Origin of the sequence: Albirhodobacter sp. R86504, assembly GCF_042466415.1 — a bacterium.
Taxonomy (GTDB): Bacteria; Pseudomonadota; Alphaproteobacteria; order Rhodobacterales; family Rhodobacteraceae; genus Albirhodobacter.
The window spans coordinates 2,072,049-2,089,426 of record NZ_JAXHCH010000002.1 but is presented as its reverse complement, the minus strand read 5'-3'; the positions used below and the strand labels follow the sequence as shown (position 1 = coordinate 2,089,426).

Sequence of the window (17,378 nt, the reverse complement as noted above, 5' to 3'; positions counted from 1 at the left end):
CGGGGGCGCGGAATTGTATCGTTACTTGGCTTCGCGTTTCGCGCTAGGTGCGACGACGGCTTTATCCGAGGCCGCTTTTGGCGCCGATGCCTTCGCGTCGCCAGCCTTGGGCGCCTCGTCTTTCTTAGGTGCGACAGCAACATCCGTGGTCGCGGGAGCAGGCAAGTCCCCCTTCACCGCGGGGGGCATTTTCATCAGCAAGCGCACAATCGTGATCAACTCGTCGCGCATGTCTTTGCGATGCGTCACACGGTCCAGCATCCCGTGATCGAGCAGATACTCCGCCCGTTGGAACCCCTCGGGAAGGGTTTCCCGGATGGTTTGCTCGATGACGCGCGGCCCTGCGAAGCAGATCAAAGCGTTCGGTTCCGCGATTTGGACATCGCCAAGCATCGCATAAGACGCCGTCACGCCGCCCGTCGTCGGATGGGTAAGTACCACGATATACGGCAGGTTCGCTTCTTTGAGCATCTGCACCGCAACCGTCGTCCGCGGCATCTGCATAAGGGACAAAATCCCCTCTTGCATGCGCGCCCCGCCCGCGGCCGAGAACAAGATCAACGGACGGCCCAGCTCGACGGCACGTTCCGCTGCCGCAACGATCGCGTTTCCGACATACATCGACATCGAACCGCCGATGAACGAGAAATCCTGGCATGCGGCGACAATCGGCGTGCGGCCCATCTCGCCTTGCACGACGAGCATTGCCTCTTTCTCGCCGGTCTTCTTCTGCGCCGCTTTCATCCGCTCGGGATATTTTTTCTGATCGCGGAATTGCAGCGGGTCGGACACCGGCTCGGGAACTTTCACTTCGGTGAAAATACCGCCATCAAACAGAGCGCCAAATCGCTCTCGCGGGGTGATCGCCATGTGGTGATTGCAGTTGGTGCAAACGTTGAGGTTGTCCGAAAGTTCACGGTGGAACAGCATCGTCCCGCATTCGGGGCATTTCGTCCAAAGGTTCTCAGGCACCTCGCGACGCGAGAAGAGCGAGTTGATCTTCGGGCGGACGTAGTTCGAAATCCAGTTCATAATCTGGCCCTTTGGCACGGAATTTGAGCCATCGAAATAGTCCCCTGCGCAGAGAATTGCAATCCGCGAGGGCCAACCAAGCAAAACTTGATGTGGATGAGGTTGTTATCGACCATGTGATGCCATTTCGCGCCTTGGTATCGAAAACGCTGGTTGCCCCTCGGGGGGCACCCCCTTATGCCTGTTCCAGAGTTGAAAATCAGAAGCCGTGCGGGGATGCTCGCGGGCGGGGAGTTACAACGGGTGTCACACTTTTCCATTAAAGGCCGGACGGCGCCGCGGGCGCTTCGCGCACAACGACATCGTCTTGGCGCTGTGTTGGCGCTCGTTTTTGCGCTTTCTGGCTGTGCGGTGACCCAAGAGGGGGGCTTGGCATCGCCCGCAAAGCGCGATGTTTTGCTTGCCGCTGGAACAATGAAGTTTACGGCACCGCGTGGCTATTGTGTTGATGCGCAGGCCACTCGGGCGACGGCAGATGGGGGCTTTGCCCTGTTTGGAAGCTGTGCGTCGCTGAACCCGTTGCGGAGCTTCTCGCGCCCCAAATTGCCTGTTGCGCTGGCCGCGATGGTGACAGGGGCAGGGCCGGAACAACCCTTGCGGCAAAGTTTCCCAGCCTTGGAACGGTTTTTCCAAAGCAGGGCGGGGCGGGCAGCCTTGTCGCGCACGGGGGATGCGTCGACGGTCGCTTTAATCGAACTGCGGCGAGAGGGCGACATCTTGATGATTCACCTCACAGATACATCGGTCATGACGGATTCCGCACAGATGTCAGAGACCTACTGGCGTGCGCTGGCCTCTATCGGGGGGCGGATGGTGTCGCTGTCGGCTTTACCGCGCGCGGGATACGAGATTGATGATGCGGATCAACGTGCGCTTCTGCTCGATTTTGCGTCGCGCGTCGAGGATCTTCGCTGATGAGCTTACGCGTGAGGCAAGGCCTTTCGTCATAACCGAATTTTCAAGGCAATTAGCCATTTGTTCAGGTGTCCGACCTTTGCAAATCGGATACTTTGAGTCTTTATTGTTGCGACTAGTGAAACGATTGATCTGTAAATGAGTAAAACCCCTACATCCTTTTTGAAACGCATGTCCCAAAGTCGCGCCGTGGCGCGTTGGGCGCGGTTTGCGCGGCTCGCTAAATCCGCGCCGCTCAATGATGTGCGCACTCTATTAACGGATGCGGAGGCCTTGCGGGTTGAATTGGATGCGTTTCGGCGGGTTGCAGAAGATCGTGTCCGAATGCCGCCGATTGACGCGGAGAAAATGCGCCATCCTCTCGGCACAGATCGCTCGTGGCGGCCGGAATTGTGGAAGTCGCGGTTGAGCAACGGCGCAATCGCCGCAGCGGAAAGCCGCAGCGCGTTGGGCACGGAGCTGAAGGTCTTTCACGATTGCATCGAGTCGGAACTCACCTTGCGGCAGGTGCGCAACCAACGTGCCGAGGATCTTGCGCCGTTCGGCCTGAGGATGGATGTTTTTCGGTTCGATGGCACCTTCTTGTCGCTGGTATTGGATGTTCCGCAGATGATGCTGGATGGGTTGCGTCTGACGCATCTGGTCCGGTTGGATCTTCGCGTTGAATTGGAAAAACCGTTGGAGATGTTCGCGCGCTTGAATGTCAAACACGGGCCAAATACGGAGCAGATCGTTCGTGAAATTCCGTTGTCGGGCACGGTCGAAAGCTGGGTTGAGTTTGATCTCGCCTATACCAAATTGAATGAAAAACGGATCGAGCGTGCGTGGATCGATTTGATCTTTGAGGGGCCGCAAATGAACCAAGTTGTCCTGCGCGATCTCAACCTGTCGCGCCATCCGCGCGCAGAAATCTAAGGAGAGCCGCCATGTTGCAAATGTCGCGCCTGCGGGCGGGTCGCTGGGAGGGAATTGTCACCTCCGACGCGGCACCGGAGATCGAAGTCCTGCACCTCGACAAGCCGATTGGGGCGCCTGAACTTGAAGATATGGGGAAGGGGCGCTGGCGTGTCAGCGTTATGATCCCCGCTGCGCTGCTGAGTGAGGGAATCTTGTCGTTCATCGTGTTCGATAAGATCGCGCAGGACAAGATTGGCGAATTTATTATCAATGCTGGTCTGCCCGTAGGTGAGGACCTGCGTGCCGAGGTTGATCTGCTGCGGGCAGAGCTCGATCTTTTGAAGAAGGCTTTCCGACGTCACTGCGTGGAGACGGGCGCGCAGGGATAACCTGCACGCCCAAAGCCCTGAAACTTACAGTGCTGCGCCCAGTCGTACACCTTGATCAATCGCGCGCTTCGCGTCTAGCTCGCCTGCGAGGTCGGCGCCGCCAATGATATGCGCACGGGGCAGCGCATCGAACAGGCTACGTTCCGAAAGCTGGCCCGCGCAGAGCACGATCGTATCTGCGGCGATGGTTTCGGGCCGCTCGCGGGCCTCACCAAAACTGATCTCCAGCCCCTCCGGCGTGATGCGTTCGTAATTCACGCCCCCCATCATTTTGACGTTGCGGGCCGCCAATTGCGCGCGGTGGATCCATCCGGTCGTTTTACCCAGCCGTCGGCCCGGCTTTTCGGCCTTCCGTTGCAGCAGGGTGACTTGGCGCGCGGGCGCCTCGGGGTGCGGGGCTGTCAATCCGCCTGCGGTTTCAGCCGGATCCCCGACCCCCCATTCGCGACGCCATGCATCAAGGTCTAGGGTCGCGCTCTCACCCGACTGCGTCAGGAATTCCGCGACATCGAACCCAATCCCGCCCGCGCCAATGATCACAACCTTCTCGCCGGCGGTCACGCGCCCTGTCAGAATATCGACGTAGCTGACCACTTGGCCTCCCGATGTGGGAATGTTCGGGTCGCGCGGCACGACGCCTGTCGCGATAATAACTTCGTCGAACCCGTCGAGCATGGCCGCATCGACGTCTTGGCCAAGGCGAAGTGTTACGCCCGATCGATCTACCATCACCTTGAACCAGTCGGTCAGTCCGTAGAACTCCTCTTTTCCCGGAATTTTGCGTGCCATCGTCAACTGGCCGCCAATCTCGGTTGCACGATCAAACAGCGTGACGTGATGCCCGCGCCCCGCAGCGGTAATCGCGGCGCTGAGCCCTGCAGGCCCTGCGCCGACGATGGCGATGCTGCGCGGAGTCGCGGCCGGTGTAAGGGTGAGTTCCGTTTCATAGCCCGCAACGGGGTTCACGAGGCAGGTCGACAGCTTGCCGGAGAATGTATGATCGAGGCAGGCTTGGTTACATGCAATGCAGGGCGCAATTTCGTCCGCGCGGCCTTGTGCGGCCTTCGTCACGAAATTCGGATCTGCAAGGAATGGACGGGCCATGGAGACCATATCGGCCTGACCAGAGGCCAGAAGCGCGTCGCCCACCTGTGGCGTGTTGATCCGGTTCGAGGTGATCACAGGGATCGAAACTTCTGGCCGCAACCGCGCGGTCAGCCACGCAAAGGCGGCGCGTGGAACGGAGGTCGCGATGGTCGGGATACGCGCTTCGTGCCAGCCTATCCCTGTATTCAGCATCGTCGCGCCGGCGGCCTCGATTGCGCGGGCAAGCTCAAGAACCTCATCCCAAGTCGAGCCGTCCGGCACGAGATCGATCAGCGAAATGCGGTAGATCACGATGAAGTCTTGGCCAACGGCCTCGCGCACGCGCCGCACGACCTCGACAGGAAGGCGCATCCGGTTTTCATACGACCCGCCCCAGCGATCAGTCCGCTTATTTGTATGCCGGACGAGGAATTGATTGAGGAAGTAGCCCTCTGATCCCATTATTTCGACACCGTCATAGCCCGCCTGCTGGGCTCGTGTCGCCGAAGTGACGATATCGCTGATTTGTTTCTCGACCCCCTCATCGTCCAACTCTTTGGGAGGGAAGGGCGAAATCGGGGATTTTACGGCTGATGCCGAGACGCAGTCTTTGCTATAGGCGTAGCGGCCCGCGTGAAGGATCTGCATCGCGATGCGGCCGCCTGCCTCATGAACGCGATCAGTGACAATCCGGTGGTTCGCGATATCAACGGGCGAGAATAAGCCCGCCGCTCCGGGAAATACTCCGCCCTCTGCATTAGGCGCCATTCCCCCCGTTACCATGAGGCCAACGCCGCCGCGCGCACGGGTGGCATAGAATTCTGCAACGCGATTCCAATCGCCTGTTTCCTCTAGCCCTGTGTGCATCGAGCCCATCATGACGCGATTCGGCAGTGTTATGTGGCCCAGATCGAGCGGGGCGAGAAGATGCGGGTAAGCGGTCATGTTGGTCCTCCTGTTGGCATCAATCTTGCGCGCCCCGCGGTGGCTGTCACCTGAAACGCGGCGTCATTCGGGCGGGATATGTTCAATGATTGCGGGGCGATACGGCTATCCTTGCGTGTGAAACGCCCGCGGTTTGACCGTTTCGGAGATCGGACCAACCCGTCGAATTCCCTGCTATTGTCCGCGATGGGCCGCATTTGCGCCCGATTTGGCAACGATACCTTCTTTCAACGACGGACTGTAGAAGAGAGATGTGAAATGGATCGCCTAACGGAAATGGAAGCTTTCGCGATGGTCGTAGACCAAGGCGGCTTTACCGATGCTGCGAAAAAGATGGGCATTTCGAAATCTGCTGTCTCGAAGCATGTCTCCGCGCTTGAAGCGCGTTTGGGCGCCCGTCTGTTGAACCGCACGACGCGGCGTGTCTCTCCGACGGAGATTGGTCTGGCCTATTACGATCGTGCGCGCCGTGTTCTGAATGACGCTGGCGAGGCAGATGCCCTTGTCACGTCGATGCAAGTCGCGCCGTCTGGCCTCCTGCGAATTTCTGTTGCGACAGATTTCGGCGTCAATTTGCTGTCGCCCGTCTTGGGTGATTTCTTGCAAGAATTCCCTGATATCAACGTGAATATGGTGTTGAACAACCGCTATGTCGAACTCATTTCGGAGGGCTTCGATATGGCGATCCGCGTGGGCGAGTTGGAGGATAGCACCCTGCGTGCGCGCAAGCTTACCGAGACATCGCGCCGCATGATCGCATCCCCCGCCTATTTCGAGAAATATGGCCGTCCGACGAAGATCGACGACCTGAACGAGCACAAACTTCTCCACTATTCGAACCAATCAGCCGGAAATGTTTGGAAAATCACCGCCCCGTCGGGCGAGCGACGTCAAGTTCGGTCGGCCGGTTGGCTGACGGTGAATGACGGTCAGTCGTTGCTCCATGCCGCGACGGCCGGACTCGGCATCGCGTATCTCCCCTCTTTCCTCTACGCGGATGCGATGAAGGCAGGGCTGGTGGAGGAGGCTATCCCAGATCTGCCGATGGAAACGCTTGGTATCTACGCCGTCTATCCGCCCGGCCGGTTTACGCAACCTAAGGTGCGCGCGTTTATCGATTTCCTGGCGCAGACCTTTACAGATCGCGGGCCGGATAACTGGTAAACGTGGTTGATATCCCCTTCGCGCGGCGGGGTTAGTCGCGCGGTTCCCTGCCGCAAAGGCCGCTTCCCCCGGACCCTAGTCCGTGCGGCTTATGCTAACTTCGGGTCGAGGTGATAATCGCCTCGACCCTTCTGTTTTGCATGCGCCCTTCTTGTGTCGCGTTGGTGGCACGTGGCGCGAGCCAGCCCGCGCCTTGGGCAGTCAGTTGTGCCTCAGGCACGTTCCAACGCTCAATGAGGCGATCACGAACTGCCTCTGCCCGCCGTTTTGACAGGGCGATATTCGCGTCGAGAGACCCATCCATATCTGTATGACCAACAAGAGCGATGCGTAGGTCAGGTGACGCGATAAGATAATCTGCCAGCCGCTCCAACGATGCATAATCTTGTGGTTCGAGCGATGCCGAACCTGAAGCAAATACCAAATCATCCAAGGCCGCGCGGCCCAGCGCGCTCAACGCATGTGCGATATCGCCTGGGCTTTGATCGGCGGCCTCGCTCGAGTTGGAAACGGGCGCCTGTGTTTCAAACGTTGGCTGCACGTAGCCGGAGGTTTCTCGTACTTTGGTCAGGTGGATAAATCCGCTTTCGGAGGAGCGCGAAGTGACGAGTGACACGATATCCGCGCCTTTCCGGCCAATAAAATACTGAAAATCGGCTAAGTCTACGTGCATCTGAGGTTCTGGCAGGAGCGGAAGCGCATATCGGAAATCGAACCCCCCGCAATCCCGCGCGGCACATTCAAAGATTGTCGTGTATCCTTGCGCGAGTAGATCCGCGCGGATCGGTGACATCAGATCAAGCGGACTCATCCGACTTTGAGGGATGCGCCACGCGCTTTTCACAACTTCGCCTTCGATATTCGCCGTGGCAACATCATCGTTGCGCCATGCGTCAATGGGCAGGGTCAAACGTGCGGTCGTTTGCGGGGCGCTTGCGCTAAGGGTTGCATCGCTTGGTAAACCCGCGAGGGCTGGCGCGGCGGCCAGGCTGCCGGCGGTGTCCTGCGCGAAAGCTGGTGCCGCAACGGCGATCAAGCAAAAGCATAGAGAAAGGCGTTTCATACATGAGCCTTTAGACGATAGTGATAACTGCAGTGTTCACGCATCCCGAGCGATTGATACAGTGAGTTCGCGGGGTTTGCGCGGGTGACGGCAAGTGTGAAATCTTCCGCACCGTTTTCAGACGCCCAATGCGCAGCTTGCGCAATGACGTGACGCGCCAAGCCCTGCCGCCGGAATGATGGGGCGGTGATGAGGGCATGAAGCATTGCCGTGCGTTGATGAATGGCGACGAAGGCGCCGCCTGCGGCGCGATCGTGAAGGCGGCCCAGAATGGCGGTCTTTCTCACGGGGGTCCGTTCCATGACGGCTTGGCGCGGCGGGGTCACGCCGTTCGCGGCCCACACCTCGCGCAGAATTTGGAGAGGCGGCCAATGCGCGAAGGCGGTGACAGGGGGAACTCGGCTCAGGAGACGTGCGACCGGCGCGTGATACACCGTCACGGGATCATTAATACGGTAGCCTTTGCGCTTAAGCGCAACGTCCAGCGCCATCTCGTCGGGGCCGCGATACGGGCGGATCATGAAGAGGGAGGGTTGACCCAATTGGGATTGTGCTTGTTCAGCAGCGTCGATCTCGGCGTCGCTGAAAACGCCGTTGAGTGTCGCGCAGGAGATCCTCTGGATACCATCGCCGCCCTCGCGCAGCGTGAAGCCGCCGGCTACAGACATGGACTTCGCAGGCCATGTGACATCAAGGATCTCGTCGACGGGACGCATCACGCGACCGGAAAACTGGATTTCAGGTCGTCATACGCTGCGGCAAGGAGAGCGGCATCCGTGCCGCGGACGACGAGATTTGTACCGTATTCGCCCTTTATCGTGAAAGGGTAAGACCCGAATGACAGGGCCGGATAGGCGTCTGCCAAGGCACGCAATTGATCGGCTACGTCCGATTCCGGCCGTTGGACGCGCCAGCTTTCTGACAAAAGCGGCGCGCCGCCTGTGAGGGTCGGCAGAACCGTCGCGACCATCGCTTGGAAGACCGACGGAACGCCTGCCATCACGTAGGTATTCCCAATTGAAAAGCCCGGCGCCACCGAGACGGGGTTTTCAATCAACAGGGCCCCTTCCGGAATGCGGGCCATACGCATGCGTGCGGCGGTGAATTCCAAGTCGCGCGATTTGTAATGTGCCGCCAAAAGCGCGCGTGCGTCGTCGCGGACATCGATGCTGCGCCCGAACGCATCCGCCACCGCATCGGCGGTGATGTCGTCATGTGTCGGGCCGATGCCGCCAGAGGTGAAGAGGGTATCGTTGCGCCCTGATAACTCGACAACGGCGGCCTTGATTGTGGCGTGATCGTCGGGGATGACGCGGATTTCCGCAAGGGTGATCCCGGCGGCCAGAAGCTCTCCCGCAAGCCAGTAGGCGTTCCCTTCGCGGGTGCGCCCCGAGAGGATTTCGTCTCCGATAATCAGGATCGCTGCGGTTGGATTTGTCATGGCTATCACCCCTCGTTTTGCAAAGGTGTAGCGCCGGATGCGCGCGCGGGGAAGCCTCAGGCTGGTCAAGCCGCGGATTTGTGACTATTTGGGAAGAAAGTCTGAGGAGAATGCCTGTGCAAGACCATAAAGGACGCCTGACGAAGGACGGAATCCGTATTTACGAGACCTCCGAATTTGAGGGCATGCAAGCGGCGGGCCATCTGGCGGCGCGGATTCTGGATGAGGTTGCGGACCTCGTCGAACCCGGGGTCACCACAGGTGCGCTGGACGCGTTTATTAACCAGCGTGTCACGGAGTTGGGATCGGTTTCGGCGACCATCGGGTATCGCGGGTATCAACATGCGTCGTGTATCTCGGTGAACCACGTTGTTTGCCACGGTATTCCGGGCGATAAAGTGATTAAAGACGGTGATATTCTCAATATCGACGTCACCGTTATCTTGGATGGCTGGTTCGGTGATACGAGCCGGATGTATGTTGCGGGCACGCTTTCGCGCAAGGCCGAACGTTTGATCCAAGTTACGCATGATGCGCTGATGTTGGGGATTGAACAGGTCAAGCCCGGCAACACATTCGGGGACATCGGGTTTGCGATCCAGCAATTCGTCGAAGCGCAGCGGATGTCGGTTGTGCGCGACTTTTGTGGCCATGGAATCGGGCAAGTCTTCCATTCGCCGCCGAACGTTCTGCACTACGGGCGCAAAGGGTCGGGGGCTATGCTGGAAGAAGGCATGATTTTCACGATCGAACCAATGGTCAATCTGGGCCGTCCAGAAACCAAAGTTCTTGCGGATGACTGGACGGCAGTGACGCGTGATAAATCTTTGTCAGCTCAGTTCGAACATTCGGTTGGCGTGACCGCCGACGGGTGCGAGATTTTCACGCTTTCGCCTGCGGATCGATTCCACCCAACTTGGCGGTGATCACGCTGAATGGTCTGATGCGCGACAGGTAGCCGTCGCTTCATGTTTCACTAAAAAGGGCGCCAGAAACGGCGCCCTTTTTGCGTTTTTTGGGAGGCATCCCGACTTGGGGTCAATTGCCGCCTGAAAAGACGCCGAGCACCTCCCGAAGGATACGCTCTGCGATGTCGGGCTCGTCGGGGGCGGGCTGTTGCACTTGCGGCGCGGTCCACCCCGAGACGTTCCCATCCGTTTGCGACGACGACAGCGTTTGCCCGCCGTAGCTTTGTTGATTGGAGATGCCGCGCCACTCCGACGGATCGGCCTTTGGCAAAGGCACGACCGGCGTGCCCGCCGAAACACGCACCATTACCTCATGCCATATCTCAGCAGGAAGGCCACCGCCGGTGACCCCGTTCAGGGGGGTATTATCGTCATTGCCCATCCAGACGCCTGTGACGTAGTCACCGGTGAACCCGATAAACCAAGCATCGCGCGCGGCCTGCGTCGTCCCTGTTTTGCCTGCGACTTCGCGATCATCCAAAGCTGCGCGGCCGCCGGATCCCTCGGTGACGACTTTATTCATCATCCAAATGAGTTCCCGCGCTGCCTTCTCGGAGATCACCCTCTCCCCGATCCCGCCGGTTTGCGAGATCAGGGACTCTGTGTCGCCCTTGAAACGCAAATCAACGAGGCCGTAGGGGCGCACGGATGAGCCGCCGTTGAGGATGCCCGAGAAAGCGCCTGTCATCTCGATAAGGGTGGATTCGGAGACGCCTAAGGCAACGGCTGGCCCATTCGCGAGATCAGAGGCGAAGCCGAAATCGGTTGCGACCTTTTTAACGGCCTCCAAACCGACATCTTCCGAAACGCGCACCGTGGCGGTATTCACGGAATTGGCGAGCGCCTTGTAGAGCGGGATCGGCCCCAAGTATCGCTTGGTATAGTTCTGGGGGGACCATGGGCCGGAGCCCTTCACATTGATCGTCAGCGGCGCATCCTCGACGATGGTATCGGGCGTATAGCCTAGATCAAGCGCGGCGGCGTATACGAAGGGCTTGAAGGTAGATCCTGTCTGGCGCTTCGCGTGGGTCGCGCGGTTGAAGGCGCCCGTTACTTTGGTAGTCCGCCCACCAACCATCGCGCGGACGGCCCCATCAGCCGACATGACAACAACCGCGGCTTCCGCTTTGGAAGTTTCCTTCACCTTGGCGTCGAACACTGCGCGGATGGCATCCTCTGCCGCCGTTTGAACGCGCTGGTCCAACGTCGTTTGAATGATGACATCTTCGGTTGTGTCCGTGGTCAAGAAATCGGGGCCCGTTTCCATGACCCAATCCGCAAAATACCCGCCAGCACGCGCCTGCGCAGCTTCGGAGAGGGTTGCAGGATTGGCCCAGGCTTCGTCTCGCTCGGCGGTGGTCAGGAATCCTTGTTCCCACATCAACTTGATGACGGTGTCCGCGCGATCCTGACTGCGTTGCAAGTTATTCGTGGGCGAATAGCGCGATGGCGCAGGCAGGAGACCTGCGAGCATTGCGGCCTCTTGAGCGTTCACGTTCGCCGCCGATTTGCCGAAGTAGCGCTGCGCGGCAGCCTCAAAGCCCCGCGCACCCGCGCCCATGTAGGCGCGGTTCAAGTAGATCGTGAGGATTTCGGCTTTCGAGTACTTGATTTCCATCGCGAGCGCGTAGGGAATCTCCTTGATCTTACGCGATACGCCGCCCGAACGGCAGTCATCCTCGTATTCGACTTCGCTTTTCCACTGTTTTGGATCGAATGGCACCCCGAGGCAGACCAGTTTTGCGACCTGCTGGGTGAGGGTCGAGCCACCGTTGCCCGACAGCGGGCCGCGGCCCTCTGATAGGTTGATTTTCACTGCACCGGCAATCCCGCGCGGGGAGACGCCGAGGTGCCCGTAAAACCGTTTGTCTTCTGCCGCGATGACCGCGTTGCGCAGATGCGGTGAAACGTTCTCCGATGAACTTTGTCCGCCGAAAGTCTCACCGCGCCACGCGAAGACTTTCTGCTCTCTGTCGAGCAAGGTAACAGAGCCTCGCGAACGCCCGTCAAGCAGCGCCTCGAGAGGGGGGAGCTGGCTGTAGAAGTAGAATGTCGCACTGCCCAAGATCAGGGCGCCCACGGCGGCCACGCGCCACCCGATGCCCCAAATCACACGCCATATCAAAGTGAATAAGCCGATGATCGCGCCCATCAACAATCCGCGCTTGCGCGGGTTGCGTCGCGGAGCTTTCGCGCGGCGGGTAGGCGGTTTTCTCGGGGGCTTCCCGCCGCCTGATTTCGGTTTTGGTTTTGGGGCGCTGGGCGCATAGCGCCTGTCTGCCACCAGCGGCGTGCGCCGCCCGCCTGTTCCCGCCATGGATCTCCGTCCGGTATTCGCTCGTTTCGCGGAAACTACACCGGACGGCGCGCGTTATGAAGGCTCTTTACCTTTCGATTCGATTTGTTGATCGCCTAATATTTAGACTTAGCTGCTTAATTGTTGAATTTTTGGGCGGATATTGGCCGGTTCTCCCCCTTCTGGCCACGCGCTTTTATTGTCGGATGCCTCCGATGCGCGCTTTGTGACCCCATAGGGTTGTTTCGCCGCGACCCGAGACCACGCGGAAAAGCATATAAGAAGGGACAGCACGTGAAACTTATTATCGCAGCGATCAAACCGTTCAAGCTGGAGGAGGTGCGCGAAGCGCTCACCGTCATCGGCGTGCGCGGCATGATGGTGACCGAGGTTAAGGGCTTTGGCGCCCAGTCTGGCCATACAGAGATCTACCGCGGCGCAGAATATGCCGTGAATTTCGTGCCGAAGGTCAAGCTGGAGATCGTCGTCGCAGACGCGCTCGCGGAGACCGTTGTCGATACCATCCTCAAAACCGCCAAAACCGACAAGATCGGTGATGGCAAGATCTTCGTCCTCGACGTCGATCAAGCAGTACGTGTGCGCACCGGCGAGGCCGGCGACGACGCGCTTTGAGAATCAGGGACTCAGGGAAACAAAAAATGAAAAATCTCACCAAAATTTCGGGCCTCGCCGCGGCGCTTGCCGTTGCAGCCCTTCCGGTGCTTGCTCAGGACGCGCCCGCCGAGGCCGCCGCTGCAAGCGCCGTTCCGACAGATACTGTCTGGATCCTCAACACATTGCTGTTCCTTATCGGCGGCTTCCTCGTGTTCTGGATGGCGGCGGGTTTCGCAATGTTGGAGGCCGGTCTCGTTCGGTCCAAAAACGTTACGATGCAGCTTCTCAAGAACGTTGCGCTCTTCGCGATCGCTTGCACAATGTATTACATCATCGGTTACAACCTGATGTATCCTCTGGGCAGCTGGTCCATCGGTTCGGATGAAACCGGCGGCTATCTCGGTGCGTTCGCGATGGCGGTTCTTGAAGCGGTTGGCGTTGGCGCTGACGGCGTTGATGATTATTCCTACGCTTCGACCGGTTCGGACTTCTTCTTCCAAGTTATGTTCTGCGCAACAACAGCGTCGATCGTTTCGGGCACTTTGGCCGAGCGCATCAAGCTTTGGCCGTTCATGGCATTCACCGTCGTTCTGACCGCTGTGATCTACCCGATCGTCGGTTCGTGGAAATGGGGCGGCGGGTTCCTCGACTCGCAGTTCGGCTTCCTCGATTTCGCCGGTTCGACTGTTGTTCACTCGACTGGTGGCTGGGCGGCTCTTGCGGGTGCGCTTATCCTCGGCCCACGCCTTGGGAAATACAAAGATGGTCGCGTGACACCATTCCCAGGCTCCAACCTTCCGCTTGCAACGCTCGGGACGTTCATCTTGTGGCTGGGTTGGTTCGGCTTCAACGGCGCTTCGCAGCTCGCTATGGGCTCGATTGGCGACGTGGCTGACATCTCGCGCATCTTCGTCAACACCAACGCAGCAGCATGCGGTGGCGCCATCGTCGCGATGATCGCTACTCAGCTTCTGTTCAAAAAGCCGGATCTCACCATGGTGCTCAACGGCGCGCTGGCTGGTCTCGTGTCGATCACCGCAGAACCTCTGACGCCGTCGATCGGCGCAGCGACCCTGATCGGTGCTTTCGGTGGCTTCCTTGTGGTTGTTTCGGTTCCGATGCTCGATAAGCTGAAAATCGATGACGTTGTTGGCGCCATTCCGGTTCACCTCGTTTGCGGCATCTACGGCACCATCGCTGTTCTGTTCACCAACCCTGACGCGACCTTCATGGGTCAAATCGCACCGATCGTCATCGTAGGCGTGTTCGTCTTCGTGACCTCGTCGATCGTCTGGCTGGCTCTCAAAGCTCTGATGGGCGGGATCCGTGTCTCGGCAGAAGACGAGATGATGGGCCTTGATAAGGCAGAACTGGGTATGGAAGCCTATCCAGAGTTCAAAGCCTGATCTTAACGGCATGAAACCAGAAAAGGCCCGAGGATTACCTCGGGCCTTTTTGCATTCGCGCGTGCGTCCAGCTTGCTAGTCCATATGGACAGCGGGCGCCGATCCTCCCCCGACATCGGGTTTGCGCAAAAGAAGCGCCAAAGGAATAGCACCAAGCGTGATCCACATCATCGCCTTGAAGTCGTCGATGTAGGAAATCATCAAAGCTTGAATCGTCATTAAATTATCAAGCGTCTGCCAAATCGCGGTCTCACCGTATTTCGCGAGAGCCGAGCCTTGGGTGCTGATTGTTGATAGGTTGGGGTTATCGGCCGACAGAGTCGAGGCAAGCTCAAGATGGTTTATCCGGACGTTATGGGTCAGCAACACCGTCACGAACGAAATTCCAATCGATGAGCCAATGTTGCGCACCAAGCTGAACAGCGACGTTGCATCCCCCCGAAATTCGGGGGAAAGGGTCGCGAAAGCTACGGTGGATAATGGCACAAACACCATCCCCAATCCCAACCCTTGAATGAAGCCCGATGAAACAATCAATGTGGCGTCCATTTGCGGGGTGAACCAAGTCATCATCCAAAGCGATGCCGCCGTGAACATAAGCCCAGTGACGACGAGTTTGCGCGGATCGATGAACTGCATCAATTTGCCTGCGAGGATCATCGTGATCATCGTTCCCACGCCGCGCGGCGCCATGACCATGCCTGTCGTGATCGTCGGATAGCCATAGATCGTGGAGAGCATCGGAGGCAACAACGCCAGTGATGACAGCAAGATGATCCCCACCACGAAGATGAAAACGAGGCCGGTTGCGAAGTTGCGATCGATGAACATTCGCGGATCGAGAAAAGGCTCTTTCGTGCCGATGATCCAAGTCACAAAAATCCAAAAACCTGTCGCTGAAAGTCCAGCCTCGATCCAGATCTCGGTCGAGGCAAACCAGTCGACCTCGGCGCCGCGATCCAACATGAGCTGAAGGCAACCGACCCCGAGGGCGAGCATCGCAAAGCCGACGAAATCAAATTGCCGGACCCTGCGTAACATATTGGGCAGGAACGAATAACACCCCAGAAATGCGATAATGCCGATGGGCAGGTTGATGAAAAAGACATATCGCCAATTTAACGTTTCGGTTAGATACCCTCCCAAAGTCGGGCCGATGATGGGGCCAACCATGATGCCGGCGCCCCACATTGCCATGGCAGAGCCGTGCTTTTCGCGGGGGTTGATATCGAGCAGAAAAGTTTGCGACAGTGGGACAATGGCAGCGCCGAAGACACCCTGTAGGACGCGGAACATTACCATCGATTCCAGTGACCAAGCCAAGCCGCAGGCCATCGAGGTCATCACAAACCCTGCAATCGAGATCAGAAAGACTTCGCGCCGCCCAAACGTTTCCGATAGCCAGCCCGAGAGCGGCGTAACGATTGCGGCGGCAACGATGTAAGATGTCAAAACCCAGTTGATCGTGTCGGACGCCGCGCCGAGGTCGGCCCGCATTGAGGGTAGGGCGACGTTGGCAATCGTTGTATCAAGGACTTGCATGATCGTTGCCAACATCACCGACAGCGTGATCAACGTCCTTTGTCTATCTGTGATCTCGCCCATTTTACTCGGCTTTCGCGATGAGCGCGCCAAGCTTGCTATCGTGGGTCGTGTCCACGGTCACATGCGCCGAGAGGCCAGTTCTCAGGCCGGCTGTCGCCGCGCCGTCGATAAGCCGCAGGCGAACGGGAACGCGCTGCGTCACTTTTACCCAATTGCCGGTGGCATTCTGTGCCGGCAGAAGCGAGAATTCCGCACCCGTGCCTGCGCCAATGGCGTCGACAACCGCGTCAAAATGTCGATCTGGGAAGATGTCGAATTCGACCTCGGCGGTTTGCCCTATCTCGATATTTGTAAGTTGCGTTTCCTTGAAATTTGCCTCGATCCACGTATCCGCCGTCTCAACGAGTGTGAACGCTGACGAGCCGGTGCTCGCGAATTGTCCCGGCTTGAAAGAAGATGCTTGATAGACGAGCCCATCCGTCGGGGCGCGTACAAGTGTTTGATCCAGTTGCCACGCCGCTTGGTCACGTGCGACCTGCGCTGCGCGGACGGTTGGGTGGTCCTCGGTTTTGATGTCTGCGTCGCCGCCGAGGGCCGCGAGCGCGGCCTGAACGCCTTGTTGCGCAGCGGCAAGCGCCTCATCCGCCGCGGCGGAGGCGTAGCGCGCCTTGTCTAAAGAGCTATCTGATGCCGCGCCGCGTTGTGTTAGGTTTGTCTGGCGTGTGAACTCGGTTTTCAGATAGGCCGCTTCGTCGCGTGCAAGCGTGACTTGCGTCTCGGCCAGGCGGTGGGCGGCGCGGAGTTGCTCAACGCCGATTTGAGCCTGCGCGAGGGCCGCATCGGCCTGCGCAAGTGCGAATTTGTAGCTCTCTGGATCAATCCGGAACAGAGGCGCGCCCTTTTCAACCATTTGATTGTCGCCCACGAAGACCTCTGTGACGCGGCCCGACAGCTGTGGGGCGACGGAGATTCGCGCTTGTTGAACGGCTGCATTCTCGGTTGACTCAAAACGTCCGGCGCTAAGCCACATATAAGCGCCACCGACAATCAGAGCGACAGGAAGCGCAGCCATGAGCGCCTTGTTGGGGCGTTTGGAGGATTTCGCTTTCGCGGCGGTCGAGGGATTTGTCTCAGTTGTCATTGTGAGGCTCCGAAGGGGCGGTATTCGTTGGCTGTGCGAGATTGGTGATGATGAGGGAGAGGGTATGGCGAAGCGCGGATTGGTCGGCCTCGCTCACGCCCTTGAAGGCTTGGGCGTAAACGGTATCCGCCATCTTGCGCGCATCTTCGAATGCAGCCTCGGCCCGCGGCGTCGGCGTGATGATGCGGATACGGCGATCATTAGGGTCGGCGTGACGATCAACCCAGCCGCCTTCTTGCATTCTATCGACGATGCGGGACACAGAAATTGGCTCAATCTCCAAGGCTTCCGCGAGGCGCGCCTGAGGCAGGGATCCGTTCACGATCAGCTGAACCAAAACCCGCCATTGCGCGGAGGTTAAGCCCAGCATCGCGGCGTGCATCTCGAATTGGCGTTTTACCGCGCGTGCCGCGTTATGAAGCAAAAAGCCCAAGGAGTTTTCAATATCATGTTTTTGCGACATTCCGCCCTCACT

Annotated in this window: 16 protein-coding genes; 7 read left to right on the top strand and 9 right to left on the bottom strand. The window is 58.7% G+C overall.

Annotated elements, in window-relative coordinates; all coding sequences use genetic code 11:
- Positions 1-21 precede the first annotated feature (21 nt).
- Entirely contained in the window at positions 22-1,032 is a 1,011-nt protein-coding gene (gene accD, locus SJY32_RS12060; protein WP_376875530.1) for an acetyl-CoA carboxylase, carboxyltransferase subunit beta, read from the bottom strand.
- A 177-nt stretch (positions 1,033-1,209) separates the two neighbouring features.
- Here accD and SJY32_RS12055 point away from each other — a divergent pair, with 177 nt between their 5' ends.
- The 3 genes from SJY32_RS12055 (at position 1,210) to SJY32_RS12045 (ending at position 3,233) form a co-directional block, all read left to right on the top strand.
- Complete coding sequence (locus SJY32_RS12055) at positions 1,210-1,947, top strand: hypothetical protein (protein WP_376875527.1); 738 nt, start codon at positions 1,210-1,212, stop codon at positions 1,945-1,947.
- 138 nt (positions 1,948-2,085) lie between these two features.
- Complete coding sequence (locus tag SJY32_RS12050; RefSeq protein WP_376875524.1) at positions 2,086-2,862, top strand: DUF6478 family protein; 777 nt, start codon at positions 2,086-2,088, stop codon at positions 2,860-2,862.
- Between the two features lie 11 nt (positions 2,863-2,873).
- The gene (locus tag SJY32_RS12045) at positions 2,874-3,233 is read left to right on the top strand and encodes a hypothetical protein (protein WP_376875521.1); all 360 of its coding nucleotides are present in this window, start codon (positions 2,874-2,876) and stop codon (positions 3,231-3,233) included.
- A gap of 24 nt (positions 3,234-3,257) precedes the next feature.
- Here the strand turns inward: SJY32_RS12045 and SJY32_RS12040 are convergent, their stop codons facing one another.
- Positions 3,258-5,264: an FAD-dependent oxidoreductase gene (locus tag SJY32_RS12040; RefSeq protein ID WP_376875518.1), complete on the bottom strand. Its 2,007-nt coding sequence runs from the start codon at positions 5,262-5,264 to the stop codon at positions 3,258-3,260.
- A 258-nt stretch (positions 5,265-5,522) separates the two neighbouring features.
- On the opposite strand from SJY32_RS12040, the gene SJY32_RS12035 reads away from it, so the two are divergent.
- On the top strand, positions 5,523-6,428 hold the full coding sequence (locus SJY32_RS12035; protein ID WP_376875515.1) for a LysR family transcriptional regulator: 906 nt from the start codon (positions 5,523-5,525) through the stop codon (positions 6,426-6,428).
- Between the two features lie 94 nt (positions 6,429-6,522).
- Here SJY32_RS12035 and SJY32_RS12030 read toward each other — a convergent pair whose 3' ends face one another.
- The 3 genes from SJY32_RS12030 to SJY32_RS12020 are packed head-to-tail and all read right to left on the bottom strand — an operon-like array spanning position 6,523 to position 8,932.
- Positions 6,523-7,491 carry an OmpA family protein gene (locus SJY32_RS12030; RefSeq protein ID WP_376875512.1) on the bottom strand — a complete coding sequence of 323 codons (969 nt, stop codon included), beginning with the start codon at positions 7,489-7,491 and terminating at the stop codon, positions 6,523-6,525.
- A complete protein-coding gene (locus SJY32_RS12025; RefSeq protein WP_376875509.1) occupies positions 7,488-8,207 on the bottom strand; it encodes a GNAT family N-acetyltransferase in 720 nt (239 codons plus the stop codon). The genes SJY32_RS12030 and SJY32_RS12025 overlap by 4 nt, the downstream gene beginning before the upstream one ends.
- Positions 8,207-8,932 (bottom strand): competence/damage-inducible protein A, encoded by a 726-nt coding sequence (locus SJY32_RS12020; protein ID WP_376875506.1) that lies wholly within the window; start codon positions 8,930-8,932, stop codon positions 8,207-8,209. The genes SJY32_RS12025 and SJY32_RS12020 overlap by 1 nt, the downstream gene beginning before the upstream one ends.
- Positions 8,933-9,048: 116 nt before the next feature.
- Here SJY32_RS12020 and map point away from each other — a divergent pair, with 116 nt between their 5' ends.
- Complete coding sequence (gene map / locus SJY32_RS12015; protein ID WP_376875503.1) at positions 9,049-9,858, top strand: type I methionyl aminopeptidase; 810 nt, start codon at positions 9,049-9,051, stop codon at positions 9,856-9,858.
- Positions 9,859-9,970: 112 nt separating this feature from the next.
- Here the strand turns inward: map and SJY32_RS12010 are convergent, their stop codons facing one another.
- Complete coding sequence (locus SJY32_RS12010; RefSeq protein WP_376875500.1) at positions 9,971-12,217, bottom strand: transglycosylase domain-containing protein; 2,247 nt, start codon at positions 12,215-12,217, stop codon at positions 9,971-9,973.
- 273 nt (positions 12,218-12,490) lie between these two features.
- On the opposite strand from SJY32_RS12010, the gene SJY32_RS12005 reads away from it, so the two are divergent.
- Together SJY32_RS12005 and SJY32_RS12000 are read left to right on the top strand one after the other, a co-directional pair.
- Positions 12,491-12,829 carry a P-II family nitrogen regulator gene (locus SJY32_RS12005; protein ID WP_376875497.1) on the top strand — a complete coding sequence of 113 codons (339 nt, stop codon included), beginning with the start codon at positions 12,491-12,493 and terminating at the stop codon, positions 12,827-12,829.
- 26 nt (positions 12,830-12,855) lie between these two features.
- Positions 12,856-14,217: an ammonium transporter gene (locus tag SJY32_RS12000; RefSeq protein ID WP_376875494.1), complete on the top strand. Its 1,362-nt coding sequence runs from the start codon at positions 12,856-12,858 to the stop codon at positions 14,215-14,217.
- Between the two features lie 75 nt (positions 14,218-14,292).
- On the opposite strand, the gene SJY32_RS11995 is transcribed toward SJY32_RS12000, so the two are convergent.
- The 3 genes from SJY32_RS11995 to SJY32_RS11985 are packed head-to-tail and all read right to left on the bottom strand — an operon-like array spanning position 14,293 to position 17,366.
- Complete coding sequence (locus SJY32_RS11995; protein WP_376875491.1) at positions 14,293-15,822, bottom strand: DHA2 family efflux MFS transporter permease subunit; 1,530 nt, start codon at positions 15,820-15,822, stop codon at positions 14,293-14,295.
- Position 15,823: 1 nt separating this feature from the next.
- The gene (locus tag SJY32_RS11990; protein ID WP_376875488.1) at positions 15,824-16,903 is read right to left on the bottom strand and encodes an HlyD family secretion protein; all 1,080 of its coding nucleotides are present in this window, start codon (positions 16,901-16,903) and stop codon (positions 15,824-15,826) included.
- Positions 16,893-17,366: a MarR family winged helix-turn-helix transcriptional regulator gene (locus SJY32_RS11985; RefSeq protein WP_376875485.1), complete on the bottom strand. Its 474-nt coding sequence runs from the start codon at positions 17,364-17,366 to the stop codon at positions 16,893-16,895. Before SJY32_RS11985 ends, SJY32_RS11990 begins: the two co-directional genes overlap by 11 nt.
- Positions 17,367-17,378 lie beyond the last annotated feature (12 nt).

What these genes read in the sequence shown, in the direction of transcription:
- SJY32_RS12040 (WP_376875518.1), bottom strand. Translation starts at nt 5,264, where the DNA reads ATGACCGCTTACCCGCATCTTCTCGCCCCGCTCGATCTGGGCCACATA.
- SJY32_RS12010 (WP_376875500.1), bottom strand. Translation starts at nt 12,217, where the DNA reads ATGGCGGGAACAGGCGGGCGGCGCACGCCGCTGGTGGCAGACAGGCGC.
- SJY32_RS11985 (WP_376875485.1), bottom strand. Translation starts at nt 17,366, where the DNA reads ATGTCGCAAAAACATGATATTGAAAACTCCTTGGGCTTTTTGCTTCAT.
- SJY32_RS12020 (WP_376875506.1), bottom strand. Translation starts at nt 8,932, where the DNA reads ATGACAAATCCAACCGCAGCGATCCTGATTATCGGAGACGAAATCCTC.
- accD (WP_376875530.1), bottom strand. Translation starts at nt 1,032, where the DNA reads ATGAACTGGATTTCGAACTACGTCCGCCCGAAGATCAACTCGCTCTTC.
- SJY32_RS12050 (WP_376875524.1), top strand. Translation starts at nt 2,086, where the DNA reads ATGAGTAAAACCCCTACATCCTTTTTGAAACGCATGTCCCAAAGTCGC.
- SJY32_RS12025 (WP_376875509.1), bottom strand. Translation starts at nt 8,207, where the DNA reads ATGCGTCCCGTCGACGAGATCCTTGATGTCACATGGCCTGCGAAGTCC.
- SJY32_RS12045 (WP_376875521.1), top strand. Translation starts at nt 2,874, where the DNA reads ATGTTGCAAATGTCGCGCCTGCGGGCGGGTCGCTGGGAGGGAATTGTC.
- SJY32_RS11995 (WP_376875491.1), bottom strand. Translation starts at nt 15,822, where the DNA reads ATGGGCGAGATCACAGATAGACAAAGGACGTTGATCACGCTGTCGGTG.
- SJY32_RS12035 (WP_376875515.1), top strand. Translation starts at nt 5,523, where the DNA reads ATGGATCGCCTAACGGAAATGGAAGCTTTCGCGATGGTCGTAGACCAA.
- SJY32_RS12030 (WP_376875512.1), bottom strand. Translation starts at nt 7,491, where the DNA reads ATGAAACGCCTTTCTCTATGCTTTTGCTTGATCGCCGTTGCGGCACCA.
- SJY32_RS12055 (WP_376875527.1), top strand. Translation starts at nt 1,210, where the DNA reads ATGCCTGTTCCAGAGTTGAAAATCAGAAGCCGTGCGGGGATGCTCGCG.
- SJY32_RS11990 (WP_376875488.1), bottom strand. Translation starts at nt 16,903, where the DNA reads ATGACAACTGAGACAAATCCCTCGACCGCCGCGAAAGCGAAATCCTCC.
- SJY32_RS12000 (WP_376875494.1), top strand. Translation starts at nt 12,856, where the DNA reads ATGAAAAATCTCACCAAAATTTCGGGCCTCGCCGCGGCGCTTGCCGTT.